16 protein-coding genes are annotated in these 14,952 nt (G+C 71.5%); 7 read left to right on the top strand and 9 right to left on the bottom strand.

Annotated elements, in window-relative coordinates; all coding sequences use genetic code 11:
* Positions 1 to 34: 34 nt before the first annotated feature.
* Entirely contained in the window at positions 35 to 700 is a 666-nt protein-coding gene (locus J2S46_RS16180) for a DUF4097 family beta strand repeat-containing protein (protein ID WP_307350320.1), read from the bottom strand.
* Positions 701 to 1,052: 352 nt separating this feature from the next.
* Between J2S46_RS16180 and J2S46_RS16175 the strand changes: the two genes are divergently transcribed.
* Positions 1,053 to 1,577, top strand: coding sequence for a hypothetical protein (locus J2S46_RS16175; protein WP_191294750.1), 525 nt, complete (start codon positions 1,053 to 1,055; stop codon positions 1,575 to 1,577).
* A 599-nt stretch (positions 1,578 to 2,176) separates the two neighbouring features.
* On the top strand, positions 2,177 to 2,557 hold the full coding sequence (locus tag J2S46_RS16170; protein WP_191294752.1) for a hypothetical protein: 381 nt from the start codon (positions 2,177 to 2,179) through the stop codon (positions 2,555 to 2,557).
* Positions 2,558 to 2,607: 50 nt separating this feature from the next.
* Here the strand turns inward: J2S46_RS16170 and J2S46_RS16165 are convergent, their stop codons facing one another.
* Positions 2,608 to 2,895, bottom strand: coding sequence for a hypothetical protein (locus J2S46_RS16165; RefSeq protein WP_191294753.1), 288 nt, complete (start codon positions 2,893 to 2,895; stop codon positions 2,608 to 2,610).
* Entirely contained in the window at positions 2,892 to 3,515 is a 624-nt protein-coding gene (locus J2S46_RS16160) for an ATP-binding protein (protein WP_191294754.1), read from the bottom strand. The genes J2S46_RS16165 and J2S46_RS16160 overlap by 4 nt, the downstream gene beginning before the upstream one ends.
* 310 nt (positions 3,516 to 3,825) lie before the next feature.
* Here J2S46_RS16160 and J2S46_RS16155 point away from each other — a divergent pair, with 310 nt between their 5' ends.
* Together J2S46_RS16155 and J2S46_RS16150 are read left to right on the top strand one after the other, a co-directional pair.
* Complete coding sequence (locus tag J2S46_RS16155) at positions 3,826 to 4,695, top strand: helix-turn-helix domain-containing protein (protein ID WP_191294755.1); 870 nt, start codon at positions 3,826 to 3,828, stop codon at positions 4,693 to 4,695.
* Entirely contained in the window at positions 4,673 to 4,900 is a 228-nt protein-coding gene (locus tag J2S46_RS16150; RefSeq protein WP_191294756.1) for a DUF397 domain-containing protein, read from the top strand. The genes J2S46_RS16155 and J2S46_RS16150 overlap by 23 nt, the downstream gene beginning before the upstream one ends.
* A gap of 83 nt (positions 4,901 to 4,983) precedes the next feature.
* On the opposite strand, the gene J2S46_RS16145 is transcribed toward J2S46_RS16150, so the two are convergent.
* Positions 4,984 to 6,675: a flavin monoamine oxidase family protein gene (locus tag J2S46_RS16145; RefSeq protein ID WP_191294757.1), complete on the bottom strand. Its 1,692-nt coding sequence runs from the start codon at positions 6,673 to 6,675 to the stop codon at positions 4,984 to 4,986.
* Positions 6,676 to 6,946: 271 nt separating this feature from the next.
* On the opposite strand from J2S46_RS16145, the gene J2S46_RS16140 reads away from it, so the two are divergent.
* Both J2S46_RS16140 and J2S46_RS16135 read left to right on the top strand, forming a co-directional pair.
* The gene (locus tag J2S46_RS16140) at positions 6,947 to 7,189 is read left to right on the top strand and encodes a hypothetical protein (protein WP_191294758.1); all 243 of its coding nucleotides are present in this window, start codon (positions 6,947 to 6,949) and stop codon (positions 7,187 to 7,189) included.
* Between the two features lie 6 nt (positions 7,190 to 7,195).
* Entirely contained in the window at positions 7,196 to 8,713 is a 1,518-nt protein-coding gene (locus J2S46_RS16135; protein ID WP_191294759.1) for an MbnB/TglH/ChrH family RiPP precursor modification enzyme, read from the top strand.
* A gap of 67 nt (positions 8,714 to 8,780) precedes the next feature.
* Here the strand turns inward: J2S46_RS16135 and J2S46_RS16130 are convergent, their stop codons facing one another.
* From J2S46_RS16130 to J2S46_RS16115, 4 genes are all read right to left on the bottom strand, one after another.
* Positions 8,781 to 9,008: a DUF397 domain-containing protein gene (locus tag J2S46_RS16130; protein ID WP_073924148.1), complete on the bottom strand. Its 228-nt coding sequence runs from the start codon at positions 9,006 to 9,008 to the stop codon at positions 8,781 to 8,783.
* 49 nt (positions 9,009 to 9,057) lie between these two features.
* On the bottom strand, positions 9,058 to 9,468 hold the full coding sequence (locus J2S46_RS16125; RefSeq protein WP_073924147.1) for a CoA-binding protein: 411 nt from the start codon (positions 9,466 to 9,468) through the stop codon (positions 9,058 to 9,060).
* A 150-nt stretch (positions 9,469 to 9,618) separates the two neighbouring features.
* The gene (locus J2S46_RS16120) at positions 9,619 to 10,230 is read right to left on the bottom strand and encodes a hypothetical protein (RefSeq protein ID WP_191294760.1); all 612 of its coding nucleotides are present in this window, start codon (positions 10,228 to 10,230) and stop codon (positions 9,619 to 9,621) included.
* Positions 10,231 to 10,388: 158 nt separating this feature from the next.
* Positions 10,389 to 11,726 carry a UDP-glucose dehydrogenase family protein gene (locus J2S46_RS16115; RefSeq protein ID WP_073924145.1) on the bottom strand — a complete coding sequence of 446 codons (1,338 nt, stop codon included), beginning with the start codon at positions 11,724 to 11,726 and terminating at the stop codon, positions 10,389 to 10,391.
* 438 nt (positions 11,727 to 12,164) lie between these two features.
* Here J2S46_RS16115 and J2S46_RS16110 point away from each other — a divergent pair, with 438 nt between their 5' ends.
* On the top strand, positions 12,165 to 13,343 hold the full coding sequence (locus J2S46_RS16110; RefSeq protein ID WP_307350310.1) for an acyl-CoA dehydrogenase family protein: 1,179 nt from the start codon (positions 12,165 to 12,167) through the stop codon (positions 13,341 to 13,343).
* Between the two features lie 129 nt (positions 13,344 to 13,472).
* On the opposite strand, the gene J2S46_RS16105 is transcribed toward J2S46_RS16110, so the two are convergent.
* Positions 13,473 to 14,813: an LCP family protein gene (locus J2S46_RS16105; protein WP_191294247.1), complete on the bottom strand. Its 1,341-nt coding sequence runs from the start codon at positions 14,811 to 14,813 to the stop codon at positions 13,473 to 13,475.
* Positions 14,814 to 14,952 lie beyond the last annotated feature (139 nt).

The raw sequence follows: 14,952 nt of genomic DNA, 5'->3' as shown, positions 1-14,952 counted from the left end.
TTCGGGAGGCTGGGGGCGGGCGGAGACTGCGGGTTCAGAGGCTGCGGGCGGTGATGTCGCCGTAGGCGGTGGTCGCGTGGACGGTCAGCTCGGGGGCGCCGGTGTTCTGCAGGGCGTTGTGGATCCGGCCGGAGGAGGTGCCGGCGTCCAGGGCGGCGCTGACCCCGCGGGCGGCGCCGATGGTGATGTCACCGGCCTCGGTACGCAGTTCGACGGTGCCGCGGACCGCCTCGGTGATCGTGATGTTGCCCTGCTGGGTGCTGATCCGGGCGGGGTCGCCGAGGCGGCCGACGGTGATGTCGCCGGCCTGGAGGGTGAGGTGGGCGCCGGCGGTCTCGTCGAGCTTGAAGGTGCCCTGCGCGCCCTCGTAGGTGACATCGCCGAGGCGTCCGACGCCCCGCAGCTCGCCTGCGGCGGTCTTCGCCCGGACGTGGGAGCCGGCGGGGAGCTGCACGGTGACCTCCACGGACCCGGAGTTGCCCACGATCCGGTTCTTCGCCGGGGCGGCCTCGATGTGCAGGGCGCCGTCGGTGTAAGTGACGGTGACCTGCTCGGCGGCCTTGACGTCCCGGCTCTTGCCGGGCTCGGCGGGAAGGACCTCGACCGTGGTGTCGGTGCGGTCGGCGGCGATGAAGCGGATCCGTCCGGCGGGGATGTCGAGGGTCGCGGTGATCGGGGCGGGGGTGTCGAACTTCAGCATCTCGCTGTCTCCTTCGTCAGGCGGGCTCTTCGTCGACCCGCTGTTTCCGATGAAGGAAAAGCTACGTTGCATTCACGGACCTGGCAACACAGTCGTTGCGCAAAAAGCCCATCACTGCAGGCAGATGCCGCTATTTCATTGCAATGGTCTCGCGGATAATGCAACGCACCCCGGCCGTTGCGTTGCAATGGAATGGACGTGAACGCTAAGCGCGGGTATCAAGGGAGCTGGAGGTTCCCCTGCATCACTCGTTACCCGGTGCCCGTCGTCGACCGTGGAGGACGGAGCCTCGATGGGCGCCGTCTGCCCTGCTCAGGGAACCGCTCGGCACCGGTGGTGCGTCCACCGGTCCGTGTCCCAAGCGCTCTCTCTGCTCCAGACGGCTTCCGTCGACGACGACGCCGGCGCGATCGTCGGCTGCCTCGCCTTCGTCGGCCCGGTTGTCGCACCGGTCCTCTTCCTGATCGGTGCCCTCGTGGTCGTGCGCCGGGTACTGCGTGCCCGTGGCGAATCGCGGCCGCCCCTCGACGCCGGAACGCTCCTCCGACTGTCCCTGCTGGGGCTCACCGCGGCGTACTGGGCGGCCAGCACCGGCCTGATGTCAGGTCCCGGGTGGATGTCAGCCAGCGAGTACTGCAACGCCCGAGGCTTTCCAGCAGATCGGATCACCACCCGGACTTTCCCGCTGAGCATGCGCTGCGGCCCAGGCGGCGAGCTGGTCCCGTCCTGGGTCAACCCGATGCTGGTGGCCGGTCTGACTCTCGCCTCGGCTGCCCTCGCCGCCGCCGCCCTCAGGGCGTACCTGGGCCTCCTGAGCCGCGCTCGCCTCCACCGCGACCGGTCGGTGTCACCCTTCGGGCGCCTCGGAAGGCGGTGACGTTGCTCCGCCGGGCGAGTGGCTGGTGCCGCCGGCTCAGGTGCCCGCCGGGGCCACCGTCGGGGGCGATCCGGGTGCGGAGGTCCAGGGCTTCCTGCCGGCATCGCAGTGGTAACAGCGGGCGGTCACGCCGTCCCGGTTGTACCACTCGTGCGCGCCGCAGTCCCGCTTCCCCTTCGCTGCGAACCCGCGCTCCAGCAGGAACCACGGCAGGGCCCTGCGCAGGCGCGTACGCCACCGGTATCTGCCCGTCCGCATCAAGAGGGGCAGGCTGGCGCGACCGGCGCGGGCTTGATGCCGAAGACCGGACATCGCGCCGCCCTGCACGGGCCCCGTGGGCCGTGGCGGGGGTCTGCCTCGCTGCCTCCGGGCGCCATCCGGCAGCGTGTCGAGTCCAATCATGCCTTGTCAGCGGGGTCTTGCGGTAGGACCGAGAGCACGTCGGTCCGATCTTGTCCGGGCTCTCGCCGGCCCTCAGACTCGACCCATCCACCTCGATCCCACGTGCCGCCTTCTCCTCCCGGAGAGGCCGGTGCGTCCGTCGCGCTGCCCTGGCGTCGGCGGGTACGGCCTCGGGGTGGGGGCGACGAGGGGGATGAATGAATCACGACATGGTGCTGCGGACCCGGGTGCTGCTGCTGGACGAGGGCCGGCTCAGCCCGATGGTGGAGCTGCGGGCCTTCCGCCTGATGGCCTCGGTGAGCCCGGCCGCCTACCTGCCGAAGCTCTCCCGGGCACTGGTGGCGTCCAGCAGCGGCCTGAAGCGCTGGGCGCGGCCGGAGCAGTGGCCGGCGTTCCTGGAGGAGGCCGTGGCGGTGGCCGAGCGGATGGACGTCTCCGATCCGCTGCGCGCGGACGTCCTCTTCGAAGCCCGGGACGCCCACCAGGCCCACTTGCGCGCGGTGGGGCGGTCGTCGGAGGGTCTCCCGGCGGTCGTGACGGCCACCGGGGCTGGCCGGACGGAGAGTGGCGGGCAGTAGGGCTACCGGCCGGCGGGGAGGGCGGGCCTCCCCGCCGGCCCGCTGCCCTGCTAGGCCCGGGTCGGGCTGACCCGGACCGCGTGCAGGCGGCCCTCCATCCGGAACGACAGGACCAACTCGCCGTCCCGGTCGAGGTGTTCGGTGACCCGCTGGACGGCGTTCGGGCGGGTCAGGAAGTACTGGTAGGCGTCGTACTGGGTGGCTCCGAGCGGCAGCGTACGCAGCGAACTCCACAGCGCGGCCAGGGCGTCGGCGAGATGCTCGAAGGTCGCGGGCGGCGTCACGTCCTCGATCTCGACGGTGACGGGCGCCGGCGGCGGGACGCTGTTCCTGCTCACGGCCGGCCCCCGGCGGTCGTCGCCCTCGCTGTCGCCACCCAAGCCTTGCACCGGTACCGGCCGAGGGGCGGGAGGTGGCCGCCGAGATCGCCGACGCCGGGTCTGGGCCTGAGCGCACGGATGCGGTGGTCGAGGAGCTGCGACGGTAGGCGGTCGGGAGGATCGGCCGGCCCGGGAAGGGAGTTGGTGGCCGGACGCGGGACGGCCAAGGCCCGGAGCCGGGTCGCGCTCTCCTTTGCCAACTGCACTTCCACCCACGTCTTCTTCCCGGAGTTCAGCCGGATGGAGCCCCGTCGCAGCGCCAACGCGTCGACCAGGAGCAACCCGCGTCCGCCCTCGTCCTCCGCCTCGGGCTCGCGCTGCTGCGGTTCGGTCGGATTGGCGTCCTCGACCGTGAGGACGACCGTGCCGTCCTCGGTGCCGATGAGTTCGACGGTGGTGGTCTCCGCCTTGCCGTACCGCACCGCGTTGGTCACCAGTTCGGAGACCAGCAGTTCGATGACCGCCCGGTCGTCCGGATCCAGTTCCCCCAACCAGGTACCCAGTTGGGCCACGGCGAGTCTTCGGGCGACGGCGACGGACGACTCGGACGCGGGTAGGCGGAAGCGGTTCTGGGGCATGGCGGATCCTCCTGGCCGGTGGCTGGTGGGGTGAATGCTGGGCGCGAAGTGCCAGTACGAGCAGCAGCAAGCGGTCGCCTCAGTCGTAGGCAAGCAGGCGCGGCAGAGCGGCACCTGCTCAGTCACTGTGAGCAGTTCCTTGGTTACAGGAAGCATGGGGCCTGGTCACCCTTGCTCGCAACATAGTCAGCGAAACTTGAATATATTCAAATCGAACCTCATTTCGGCTTCCCGAGAGGTCAGTTGTCGGTGGCGCGCATGCCTGTGTGCCGTGCAGACTGGTCCACTGACAGACCAGGAGGGGCAGAGTATGGCGCTGACGCCGACCGTTCGCCGGAGGCGACTCGGGATCGAACTTCGCCGTCTCCGAGAGAAGCAGGGGCTGACGGCCGAAGCAGCGGCCGAGGCCACGGGGATGAGCCAGCCAAAGATCGCCCGCATCGAGAACGCTCGTGGGGCCGCGAAAGTCGAAGACGTCATCAAGCTGCTGGATCTCTACGCGTGCGATGACAAGAACCTTCGAGCCGGCCTGATCGAGATCACCAAATCGGGCAGCACTCGCGGCTGGTGGCTGAGCTACCGCGACGCGATCACTCCAGTTGCGACTGATCTCATCACCTTGGAGACGGAGGCGGCCACCTTCAAGACGTACGAGGCCGCGTTCATCCCTGGGCTGTTCCAGACCGCCGAGTACGCACGCTTGATCATCGAACGGTTGCGTGCCCAGGTAGTAGGCACTGTCGAGGACCTCGTCCAGGTGCGGATGGCTCGTCAGTCCGTTCTTACTAAACCGAACCCTTTGGAGGTCTGGGCGGTTGTGCATGAGGCGGCCTTGTGTGCTTTCGCCAGAGAGCCCGACATCATGCGGCCTCAGCTTGACCGAATCCTGACGCTCGCGCGGCTGGCCAATGTGAATGTGCAGGTCATGCCCATCGGCGCGTCTGCTCATCCGGGCATGGCCGGGTCCTACTCGCTGATCGGATTTCCGCGGCGACCCGAGCTGGATGTCGTTCTGCTCGAAGGAATGATGAGCAGCTTCTGGGTGGAGGAGCCGCACGATGTCGACTACTACAGGGCCAAGTTCACGGAGATCACGGCTGAAGCCATGAGTATCGACGACTCGATCGCCTTCATCACCGCACAGAGAGACAAGATCAATGACCTTCTACCGCAACGCTGAGGCCACCGGATTCGCCTTCCGTTCGTCCACATACAGCGGCGGCAACGGCGACAACTGCCTCGAATGTGCTGTCGGCATGCCGGGTGAGACGGCCGTCCGCGACAGCAAGAACCCCGACGGCCCCGCGCACCGCTACCCCGCGCAGGTCTTCGCGGACTTCGCGCGGGCCGTCGGCACCGGGGTGCTCGTCCGGGTCGACAGCTGAGGGCAGTGCTCGCGGAGGTGGCCCGGCACCGGAACCTCCGGCGCGGGGCCGCCTGCCGCTGAATCGTTCCTCCGGCTGTCGTCTCAACCCTCGCCGGTGGTCAGGCTCCTGGCGTCCGGCACCTGCTCGACAGGCAGCCGGACGCCCCGCCTGCCGTCGTGGAGCCAGTCGAAGGCCCATTCGGCGGACATCAAGGCGCCCTCCTGCCAGCCGGGGAGGGCGGAGACCTGGTCGCCGATCACCATGAAGGTGTCCCGGCCCTGCGGGTAGATCAGCGTCGAGTACAGCGCCTTGTGCTCCACGACCCTGGGGTTCCAGTCGGCCCAGGCGCCCAACTGGTACGGGACCTTGTGCCAGGCGACCGACAGGCCCAGGGCGTCGGGCACGATCGCGTTGCTCGCGAACTCGTCGTGCAGCTTCGTGGCCGCGACCCGGGCCACGCTCAGCCGGTCCTCGTGCGGGCGGTCGCCGAAGGTGCGGGCGCTCCCGTACGAGTTGTAGGCGCCGATCAGGATGCCCTTGTCGGCGGGCGAGAAGTAGTCGTGGGACGGGTACCAGATCTGCGAGATCTCGTGGTCGATCCAGCTGATGCCGCCGAAGATCTGGTACCGCTCGCCCTCCCAGAAGCGCCGGTCGGCCTGCCAGCCGAGCTTGCAGGCGGCGGCGAAGGGGGTGTCCTGGACGGCCGACCGGAAGTCCTCCGAGAAGCCGTGCAGGGTGACCTTCCGCCGCAGCACCGGGATCGGGATGCCGCTGAGGCAGAGGTCGAACCGTCCGGTGCGGGCCGCGCCGCCTTCCGTCCAGCCGACGATCACCCCGTCGCCGTCCAGTTGGATGTCCGAGACCGGCGCGTCGGTCCTGACCGTCCCGCCCGGCAGCGCGGCGGCCGCGTGGCGCCAGACCGTGTCCATGCCGTCGACCGGCTGGAACGAGGTGGTGTGGCAGTACAGGTTCGCGTCCTGCTGGACGCCGTGCTTCCAGAACTCGCTGGCCAGCAGGTCCGCCAGGGGCAGCGGGTCGGCGGGCTCCTCCATCTGCCGGACGGTCAGGGGTTTGGCCAGGCCGGAGCGGGTGGAGCCGGTGTACGTCCGGTCGGCCCGGAGGGCGCCGAACTGGGTGAGCAGGCCCACGTACTGCGTGCGCTGCTCGGAGGTGAGCCCGTCCCCGGCCTCGGTCCCCTGCTGGACGACGGCGGCGAGGGCCGCGGCGAGGTGCCCGCGGGTGTCGTTGACGATCCGGCGGTGGTGCCGGGGGCCGCCGCGCCACGCCCTGTCGGTCTGGTAGAGGTTGGCCGTGCTGGTGTGGATGTAGGGCTCCAGCGGCACCCTGAGCCGGCGGCAGAGGTCGATGACCCGCTGGTGCATGTAAGGGATCCGGCCGGCACCGAGGTTGACGTAGAGGCCCTCGTCGAAGCCGCAGGTCTGGTGCCGGACCGAGCCGTCGGCCCATTCCTCGGTGCGCCGGTCGCCCCGGCGGGCGGTGAGGGTGCGGCCGCCGACCCGGCCGGTGGCCTCCAGGACGGTCACCCGATAGCCGGCCTCGGTGAACCTGAGCGCGGCCGCCAGGCCGGCCGGGCCCGCGCCGAGGATCGCCACCGTCCTCCCGTCGCCAGCCCTGCTCGCGGACGGCGCAGCCGCCGCTGCGCCGGGGACGGGCCCCGCGGCGGTGGCGGGCACGGCCCCGAGCATGACCTGCTGGAGCAGGTTCGCCGAGGCGGCGGCCCCGGCCGCCGTCAGGAAGGTGCGGCGGGACGTTCCCGGCTCCGGCTGGTCCATCGGATGCTCCTTCGGTGAGTGCCGATCGTTCGGGTGCGAGGAGAGTGCGGGCCGAGTACGCGAACGGGCGGGTGCGGGTGCGGGTGCGGTGCGGGTGCGGGTGCGAGCGCGCGGCGGACCGCGGCCAGGACCGACCAGGCCTCATCCGCGTCCCGCGGGCCGGCCGGGCGCGCCTTTCACTCAGCGTGACGACTCGGTTGCATCATGACAGGCGAGGGCGCAGTCACAGCGGCTCCGACGGGGCGGGCTGCGGCCGGATCGGAGCATCGAGATGCCGAACGAGATCAACCGAGGGCCGCTGCCGGACCCGTGGCGGCCGGTCAACATCACCGTGCCGGTGACGGTCGCCAACGACTTCGACCAGATGCAGAGCGTCATCAAGGACGTGATGACGCAGCTGGGCTGCCCGACCTGTCACTCCGGCCGTGACCTGCGGATCAACATCGCCACGGACTTCGTGGTGAACCCGGCCGGCCAGGTTCATCAGGCCGTCGGCTTCTCCTTCGGCGGCTAGCCGGCCATGACGCGTCTCGGCGTGGGACTCACCTACGTACCCGGCCTCGACCGGATCACCGACGCCTGCGCCGACCTGCTGGACGTCGTCGAGGTGGAACCGCAGACCCTCTGGCGCTCACGCACCGACGGCGGCATCACCCTCGACGAAGAGGCACTGCGCAGGATCGCCGACCTGCCCGGTGCCCGGCTGCTGCACGGCGTCGGCAACCCCGTCGGGGGCTGCCGGCCGCCGGACCGCGGGCACATCGCCCTGGTCGGGGAGCTGGCCGAGCGGCTCGGCGCGCCCTGGGTGAGCGAGCACCTGGCGTTCAACCGGGTGGGTGGCCCGGGGGAGGGGTTCCGTACCGGCTTCATGCTGCCGCCGTGCCCGACCCCGGGCGGCAGCCGGCGCGGGATCCGGTCGGTCCGGACGATGGCGGCGGCGCTCCCGGTGCCGCTCGCCGTCGAGATCGGCGCCAACTACCTGCGGCCGCGTCCGGGGGAGCTGTCCGACGGGGAGTTCGCCAGGCGGGTGGCCGAGGGCAGCGGCTGCGGGCTGCTGCTCGACCTGCACAACGTGCTGGCCAACGAACGCAACGGCCGGGGCGGCGTGGACGAGGTGCTGGCCGCCCTGCCGCTGGAGCGGGTCTGGGAGGTTCACCTGGCCGGCGGCACCGAGTACCGCGGGTACTGGCTGGACGCCCACAGCGGCCTCCCCGACGAGGAGCTGACCGCCCTCGCCGAACGGATCCTGCCCCGGCTGCCCGCGCTCCGGGCCGTCCTGTTCGAGGTGACCCCCTCGGCGGTGCCGCAGCTCGACCCGGCGGCAGTCCGGGAGTTGCTGGCCAGGATGCGCGCGATGTGGCCGGACGGCGCCCCGCTGCCGCCGCTGCGTCCGCTGCCGCCGGTGCTGCCCGGGCAGTCCCCCCGGTCGCCGGCCGGCCCGAGCCCGGGCGGCGCGTACGGCTCGTACGGCGGCCCGGCGGACCGTGTGGACCCGGAGGAGTGGGAGGAAGCCCTGGGCGGCCTGGCGATCGGGCGCGAGCCCGGCAACGCGCTGGCCCGGGAGTTGGCCGAGGACCCGGCGATCGGGCTGATCCGCGACCTCGTCACCGAGTTCCGGGGCAGCGCCCTGGCCGGATCCCTCCGCTGGACGGTGCGACTGCTCCTCCTCAGCGTCGGCGGGCCCGGGACGCGCGAGCTGCTCGACGGCTATGTGCTCGCCTGCCCGCCGCAGCTCTTCGCCACCGAGGAGGCCTTCGCCTTCGCGGCCCACCTGCGCCGGCTCCGGCCCCGGGTCCGCTGGCTGGAGGACGTCCTCGAACTTGACCTGGGCCTGATCAGGGCTCAGATCGACGGACAGCCGTGCACCGTCCGCCTCGGCACCGATCCCACCGCCCTGATGGCCGACCTGGGGGCCGGCCGGCTCCCGGTCGACCCCCCGCGCGGCACCTTCCGGGTGCGACTGGTGGACGACAGCCGCCCCGCCGCCGGTGCGGCCTCCGGGTCGGTGGACCCGTCCGCCCCGGCACTCCCCGGCTGACCGCCCCGGCACCCCTCCGAGGAAGCCCCGGGCCACCTCGGGGCGGGCGGGCCCGGCCGGGTGGAGCCTACGGCTGGTAGCCGATGTCGAACTCGCCGTCGGCGGCGCCCAGTCGGAACGCCTCCCACTCGCCCTGGGTGAAGACCAGCACCGGGCCGTCGGGGTCGGCGCCGTTGCGCATCGCGATGTGGTCGTCGACGAAGGCGATCTGCGGGCCGTCCGACTGGCCGGGGGCGGCGAGCCAGATCGCGTCCGTCAGGTCGAGCGTCGGCTTCGGCGAAGTCGCTTCCGTCATCGTGCTGGTGCTCCTGGTGGTAGGTCCGAGGGCGGGCGAGGCGCCGGCCTCAGAGCAGCGGGATCTCGATCGCGGGGCAGCGGTTCATGACCATCTTCAGACCGGCCTCGGTGGTGCGAGCGTAGGCGGCCTCGTCCACCACGTCGAGCTGGAACCAGACGGCTTTGGCGCCGGCGGCCACCGCCTCGTCCGCCACCGCGCCGGCCAGCGAGGAGTTCACGAACACGTCCACCACGTCGACCGGGAACGGCACCTCGGCGAGGGTCGCGTAGCCCTGCTCGCCGAGGACGGTCTCGGCCTTGGGGTGCACCGGCACGACCCGCTTGCCGTAGCGCTGCAGCACCCGGGCCACCCCGTACGCCGCGCGGGCGGTGTTGTTGGACAGGCCGACCACCGCCCACACCTCGCCCGTGCCGGTGAGGATCTCGCGGACCGTCGCGTCGTCTCCGTAGCTCGTCATGCCTGCTGCAACGGACCGGCCGCCGTGGCAATTCCGGCTCCGGCGAAGAGGTCCCCCTTACGGGGGAAAGGACAGGAGAGCCCGCCCCGACCCGGTCGGGACGGGCTCTCCCCGCTCACCCACGAGTTCCTCGCGGCGTGCTCGCGACGGCTACGCCGTGACCGCCTCGACCCCGAGGGCGCCGCCGAGCAGCTCCAGGTCCATGGCACCGATCCGCAGCCGCAGTTCGGTCTGCGCGCCCCGGACGGTGATCACATCGGTGAACCGGCGGGTGAGGGGCGGTGCGACCTGCTCCCACACCAGGCCGACCGGGCCTTCCAGCGGCTGGGACTTCCCGGCCAACGGGCGGTACGCCAGCAGGGCGCCGCCCGCACCGTCCGGACGCAGCAGCAGGAACCCGGGAGCGGGACGGGCGCCGCCCTCGAACTGGACCATCAGGTGCAGCCCGGCGCCCCCGCGCAACCGCGCCAGATCCTGCCCGGCGGTGTGCGGCCGGGCCAGGCCGAGCAGCCGGGCCAGCCGGTCGAAGCGCCCCTGGCGGGCCGCCGCGGTCGGCTGGGTGCCCTCGACGTGCGGCATCGCGCTCGGGGGGAGGGTGGCCTTGCCGAGCGAAAGGGCCGGCATCCACACCAGGACGAACAGCAGGGTGAGCACGACGCCGAGCCCGTAACCCTCGATCGCCTCACCGACCCCGAAGCCGAGCGCGGCGACGATCAACGTCCCTACCAGTGCGACGAGTTGGAAAAGTCTGCCGTTCGCCATCGAAATCTCTCCAGAAGCCTGACGCCGTCGTGCGTCGCAGATCACAAGAGATTACGCGGCCCCGTTCCGCCGATCGTCGGGGGCCGGGCCGTCCCACGGGACGGCCCGGTGCCCGGCCGACGACGCATGATTCACCCGGCCGGCTCCGCCGGACAGCCCTAGCTCGGGCGCCCCATCGCCCGGTACGTCCAGCCGGCCGCCCGCCAGGCGGCGCCGTCCAGCACGTTGCGGCCGTCCAGCAGGCGGCGCTCGGCGACCACGGTGCCCAGCTCCGCCGGGTCCAGCTCGCGGAACTCCTGCCATTCGGTCAGGTGCAGCACGACATGGGCGCCGTAGGCGGCCTCCATCGGGCTGTCCGCGTACGCCAGGCTGGGGAACATCTTGCGGGCGTTGTCCATCGCCTTGGGGTCGTAGACCGTGACCTGGGCGCCCTGGAGCTGGATCTGCGCGGCGACGTTCAGCGCGGGGGAGTCCCGGATGTCGTCCGAGTTGGGCTTGAAGGCGGCCCCGAGGACGGCCACCTGGCGGCCCAGGAAACCGCCGCCGCACTGCTCGCGGGCCAGCTCCACCATCCGCGAGCGGCGCCGCATGTTGATCGAGTCGACCTCCCGCAGGAAGGTCAGCGCCTGGTCGGCGCCCAGCTCCCCGGCCCTGGCCATGAAGGCGCGGATGTCCTTGGGCAGGCAGCCGCCGCCGAAGCCGAGCCCGGCGTTGAGGAACTTGCCGCCGATCCGCTCGTCGTAGGAGAGGGCCTTGCTGAGCTGGGTGACGTCGGCCCCGGCGCTCTCGCACACCTCGGCCATCGCGTTGATGAACGAGATCTTGGTGGCCAGGAAGGAGTTCGCGGCGGCCTTGACCAGCTCCGCCGTGGCGAAGTCGGTGACCACGAACGGGACGCCCTCGGCGATCGGCGTCGCGTACACCTCGCGCAGCAGCTCCTCGGCCCGCTCGCTGCGGGTGCCGACCACGATCCGGTCCGGGTGCAGGGTGTCGCCGACGGCGAAGCCCTCCCGCAGGAACTCCGGGTTCCAGGCCAGCTCGGCCCCCTCCCCGACGGGGGCCAGCGCGGCCAGCCGTTCCGCGAGACGGCTCGCGCTACCGACCGGCACGGTGGACTTGCCGACCACCAGGGCGGGGCGGGTGAGGTAGGGCGCGATCGAGTCCACGGCGGCGTCGACGTAGCTCATGTCGGCCGCGAACTCCCCCTTGCGCTGCGGGGTGTTCACGCAGATGAAGTGGACGTCGCCGAACTCGGCGGCCTCCTGCGGCGAGGTGGTGAACCGCAGCCGCCCGGACGAACCCTCGTGCCCCGCGACGTGCTTGAGCAGCAGCTCGGACAGCCCCGGTTCGTACATCGGGATCCGGCCGGCGGTCAGCGTGGCGATCTTGTCCGGGTCGATGTCCAGGCCGAGCACCTCGAAGCCGAACTCCGCCAGGCAGGCGGCGTGGGTGGCACCGAGATAGCCGGTGCCGATCACTGAGATGCGGAGGGCCACGGGTTCCCCTTTGCGGAATTTGGGACCTGTCGGGTGTCGCTGAGCGCGGGACGCAAGGACCGATGCTATCCGCACGCGGAAGCGGCGGAGCCGGCCGTGTCGCGGCGGGGACAAAACCGGGAAATCCGCCCGTTCCGTTCACCCGCTGTACGCCCCGCGTACCGGCGCGGTGACGAAGGCCCGTGCCGGTCGGGCCCGGTGACGCGGCCGCCGCACCGCCGCAGGACGGTCGGGCCTCACCGGTCCGGCGGGATCCACACCGATTCCCACCCCGATCCTCACCAGGGGCGCCCATGGGCCTGCTGTGCGCCGCCCCCGGTGCCACGGTGCGCCGCCGTCCCGGTACGGAGTGTCGCGCATGTCACGTGCGGCCTGGGCAAGGGGCAACCCTAGAATTAGGATCTACTTAACGGTAATTAACTAAACGAGCGAGGCATCATGGCGAGCAGCGCAGGAGCGGACTTCGATCTCTTCCGGACCACCGAGGAGCACGACATGCTCCGGGAGGCGGTGCGCTCGCTGGCCGAGGCGAAGATCGCTCCGTTCGCGGCCGAGGTGGACGAGCAGGGCCGGTTCCCGCACGAGGCGCTGGAGGCGCTGCAGGGCAGTGACCTGCACGCGGTGCACGTGCCGGAGGAGTTCGGCGGTGCGGGGGCGGACGCGCTGGCGACGGTGATCGTGATCGAGGAGGTCGCGCGGGTCTGCGCGTCGTCCTCGCTGATCCCGGCGGTCAACAAGCTCGGTTCGCTGCCGGTGCAGCTGTCCGGTTCGCCGGAGCTGAAGGCGAAGTACCTGGGTGCGCTGGCGCGCGGGGAGGGCATGTTCTCGTACTGCCTGTCGGAGCCGGACGCGGGCTCGGACGCGGCGGGGATGAAGACCCGTGCGGTGCGCGACGGTGACTTCTGGGTGCTCAACGGTGTGAAGCGGTGGATCACCAACGCCGGCGTCTCGGAGTTCTACACGGTGATGGCGGTCACCGACCCGGAGAAGCGCTCCAAGGGCATCTCGGCGTTCGTGGTGGAGAAGGGCGACGTGGGCGTGACCTTCGGCGCCCCGGAGAAGAAGCTCGGCATCAAGGGCTCCCCGACCCGGGAGGTGTACCTCGACAACGTGCGGATCCCCGCCGACCGGATGATCGGCGAGGAGGGCACCGGCTTCGCCACCGCGATGAAGACCCTCGACCACACCCGGGTCACCATCGCCGCGCAGGCGATCGGCATCGCCCAGGGCGCCCTCGACTACGCCGCCGGCTACGTCAAGGAGCGCAAGCAGTTCGGCAAGCCGATCGGCGACTTCCAGGGCGTGCAGTTCATGCTCGCCGACATGGCGATGAAGCTGGAGGCCGCCCGCCAGCTCACCTACGCCGCCGCCGCCCGCTCCCAGCGCGTCTCGCACGGCGGCGCCCACGAGGACCTCACCTTCTTCGGCGCCGCCGCCAAGTGCTTCGCCTCCGACGCCGCGATGGAGATCACCACCGACGCCGTCCAGCTCCTCGGCGGCTACGGCTACACCCGCGACTACCCGCTGGAGCGGATGATGCGCGACGCCAAGATCACCCAGATCTACGAGGGCACCAACCAGATCCAGCGCATCGTCATGGCCCGCAACCTCCCGTAACCGGGCCCGAACGGGAACCGGAACCGGAACCCGAGCCGCAACCGGCGACGGAACCGCACCACCGCACCCCAACGCCCGAGGGCGCCTCCACCAGGAGGCGTCCTCGGGCGGGTTCGGAGACCGTCCGGGCTACTTGGTGTCCGGCACCGCCGTGTCGTTCTTGAAGGCGTCGAAGACCTGCTTGGCCTTCGCCGAGTCCCACTTCACCGCGGACTCGCCGGTCGGGGTGCGGAAGTCCGGGTTGGCGATCGGGACGGTGATGCTCTTCCCGCCGCCGCCGTTGACGTCCTTCATGGCCAGGAACAGCGAGCCGAGGTCGGTCAGGCCGGCGTCCTCGTCCACGATCAGGGTGCCCAGGCCCGAGCTCACCAGCGGGTAGAAGGTGAACGGGTTGAGCAGGGTGGCCGGCGAGGCGGCCTGCTTGGCGAGCGCGCCGAGGAACTTCTGCTGGTTGCGCATCCGGCCGAGGTCCTGGTCGGCCATCTGGTGACGCTGCCGGACGAAGGCCAGCGCCTGGGTGCCGGTGAGGGTCTGCCGGCCCGCCTTGAGGTCGAGGCCGGAGTCCTTGTCCTTGACGTCCTGCTCGATGGTCATCTCGACGCCGCCGACGGAGTCCACGATCCCCACGAAGCCGGCGAAGCCGATCTCCGCGTAGTGGTCGATCCGGATGCCGGTGTTGGTCTCCACGGTCTGCGCGAGCAGCTTGCCGCCGCCCGCCGCGAAGGCCGCGTTGATCTTCGAGGTGCTGGCCTTGACCGTCTTGCCCTTGTCGCCGGGGTGCTCGGGGATCGGTACCCAGGAGTCGCGCGGGATGCTCATCAGGGTGTTCCCGTTGTCCCCGACGTGCAGGATCATCATCGAGTCGCTGCGCTTGCCGCCGGCGTGGCCGGTGTGCAGGTCGTTCTCCTGCGAGTCGCTCAGCCCGTCACGGCTGTCCGAGCCGACGATCAGCCAGTTGGTGCCCTTCCCGGCCGCGGGTCTGCCGGGGTAGTCGGTCAGCACGTTCTCGTGGTTGAGCTTGGAGTCCGCCCAGAACCACGTCCCGACGGTGGTCACCATCAGGGCGACGACCAGCGCGAGGACCGTCACCTTGATCTTGCGGCGACGCGGCCACCGGGAGCGGGCGGCGGACGGCTGCGCGCCGCCCGGGCCTATCGGCCCGCCGGACCCGCCCGGACGCTGCGGCGGCACCCCGCCCGGCCGCGGCGGCTCGGCCCCCTGGCCCTGCGCCGGGCCCTGGCCCTGGCCGGAGGGCGCACCGTACCCGGACGGCGGCCCGTACGACGGCGGCGGGCCGTACCCGGCCGGCTGCGCCGGACGCTGCGGCGCGGCCGCCCCCGGGCCGCGCGGGTTCAGCGAGGCCGGCAGCGGCGGCTCGGCCGCTCCGCCACCCTGCCCCTGCGGGCCGTTCCCGTTGCCGTACGGGGTCCCGCCACCGCCGCCCGGGCGGCCCTCCTGCCACGTGTTCATGTGGGAGAGGATGCCCGAACCCGGGGCGGTGGACTCCCCCGGGGGGCCCGACCAGGCCTCTTGTAGCCGATTTGATGCAGATCCCGGATCGTCCCGGCGTATGTTCACCAGCTGGAACGAACCTTGACCGGTTCGGACG

Source organism: Kitasatospora herbaricolor (assembly GCF_030813695.1).
GTDB lineage: Bacteria > Actinomycetota > Actinomycetes > Streptomycetales > Streptomycetaceae > Kitasatospora > Kitasatospora herbaricolor.
Note: the sequence above shows the minus strand (reverse complement) of the source record. Positions and strands in the feature narration are given on the sequence as shown.

Bases quoted from the DNA above. Each gene is read 5' to 3' on its own strand.
- J2S46_RS16180 (WP_307350320.1), bottom strand. From the start codon at position 700: ATGCTGAAGTTCGACACCCCCGCCCCGATCACCGCGACCCTCGACATC.
- J2S46_RS16170 (WP_191294752.1), top strand. From the start codon at position 2,177: ATGAATCACGACATGGTGCTGCGGACCCGGGTGCTGCTGCTGGACGAG.
- J2S46_RS16160 (WP_191294754.1), bottom strand. From the start codon at position 3,515: ATGCCCCAGAACCGCTTCCGCCTACCCGCGTCCGAGTCGTCCGTCGCC.
- J2S46_RS16155 (WP_191294755.1), top strand. From the start codon at position 3,826: ATGGCGCTGACGCCGACCGTTCGCCGGAGGCGACTCGGGATCGAACTT.
- J2S46_RS16150 (WP_191294756.1), top strand. From the start codon at position 4,673: ATGACCTTCTACCGCAACGCTGAGGCCACCGGATTCGCCTTCCGTTCG.
- J2S46_RS16145 (WP_191294757.1), bottom strand. From the start codon at position 6,675: ATGGACCAGCCGGAGCCGGGAACGTCCCGCCGCACCTTCCTGACGGCG.
- J2S46_RS16140 (WP_191294758.1), top strand. From the start codon at position 6,947: ATGCCGAACGAGATCAACCGAGGGCCGCTGCCGGACCCGTGGCGGCCG.
- J2S46_RS16135 (WP_191294759.1), top strand. From the start codon at position 7,196: ATGACGCGTCTCGGCGTGGGACTCACCTACGTACCCGGCCTCGACCGG.
- J2S46_RS16130 (WP_073924148.1), bottom strand. From the start codon at position 9,008: ATGACGGAAGCGACTTCGCCGAAGCCGACGCTCGACCTGACGGACGCG.
- J2S46_RS16125 (WP_073924147.1), bottom strand. From the start codon at position 9,468: ATGACGAGCTACGGAGACGACGCGACGGTCCGCGAGATCCTCACCGGC.
- J2S46_RS16120 (WP_191294760.1), bottom strand. From the start codon at position 10,230: ATGGCGAACGGCAGACTTTTCCAACTCGTCGCACTGGTAGGGACGTTG.
- J2S46_RS16110 (WP_307350310.1), top strand. From the start codon at position 12,165: ATGGCGAGCAGCGCAGGAGCGGACTTCGATCTCTTCCGGACCACCGAG.
- J2S46_RS16105 (WP_191294247.1), bottom strand. From the start codon at position 14,813: ATGAACACGTGGCAGGAGGGCCGCCCGGGCGGCGGTGGCGGGACCCCG.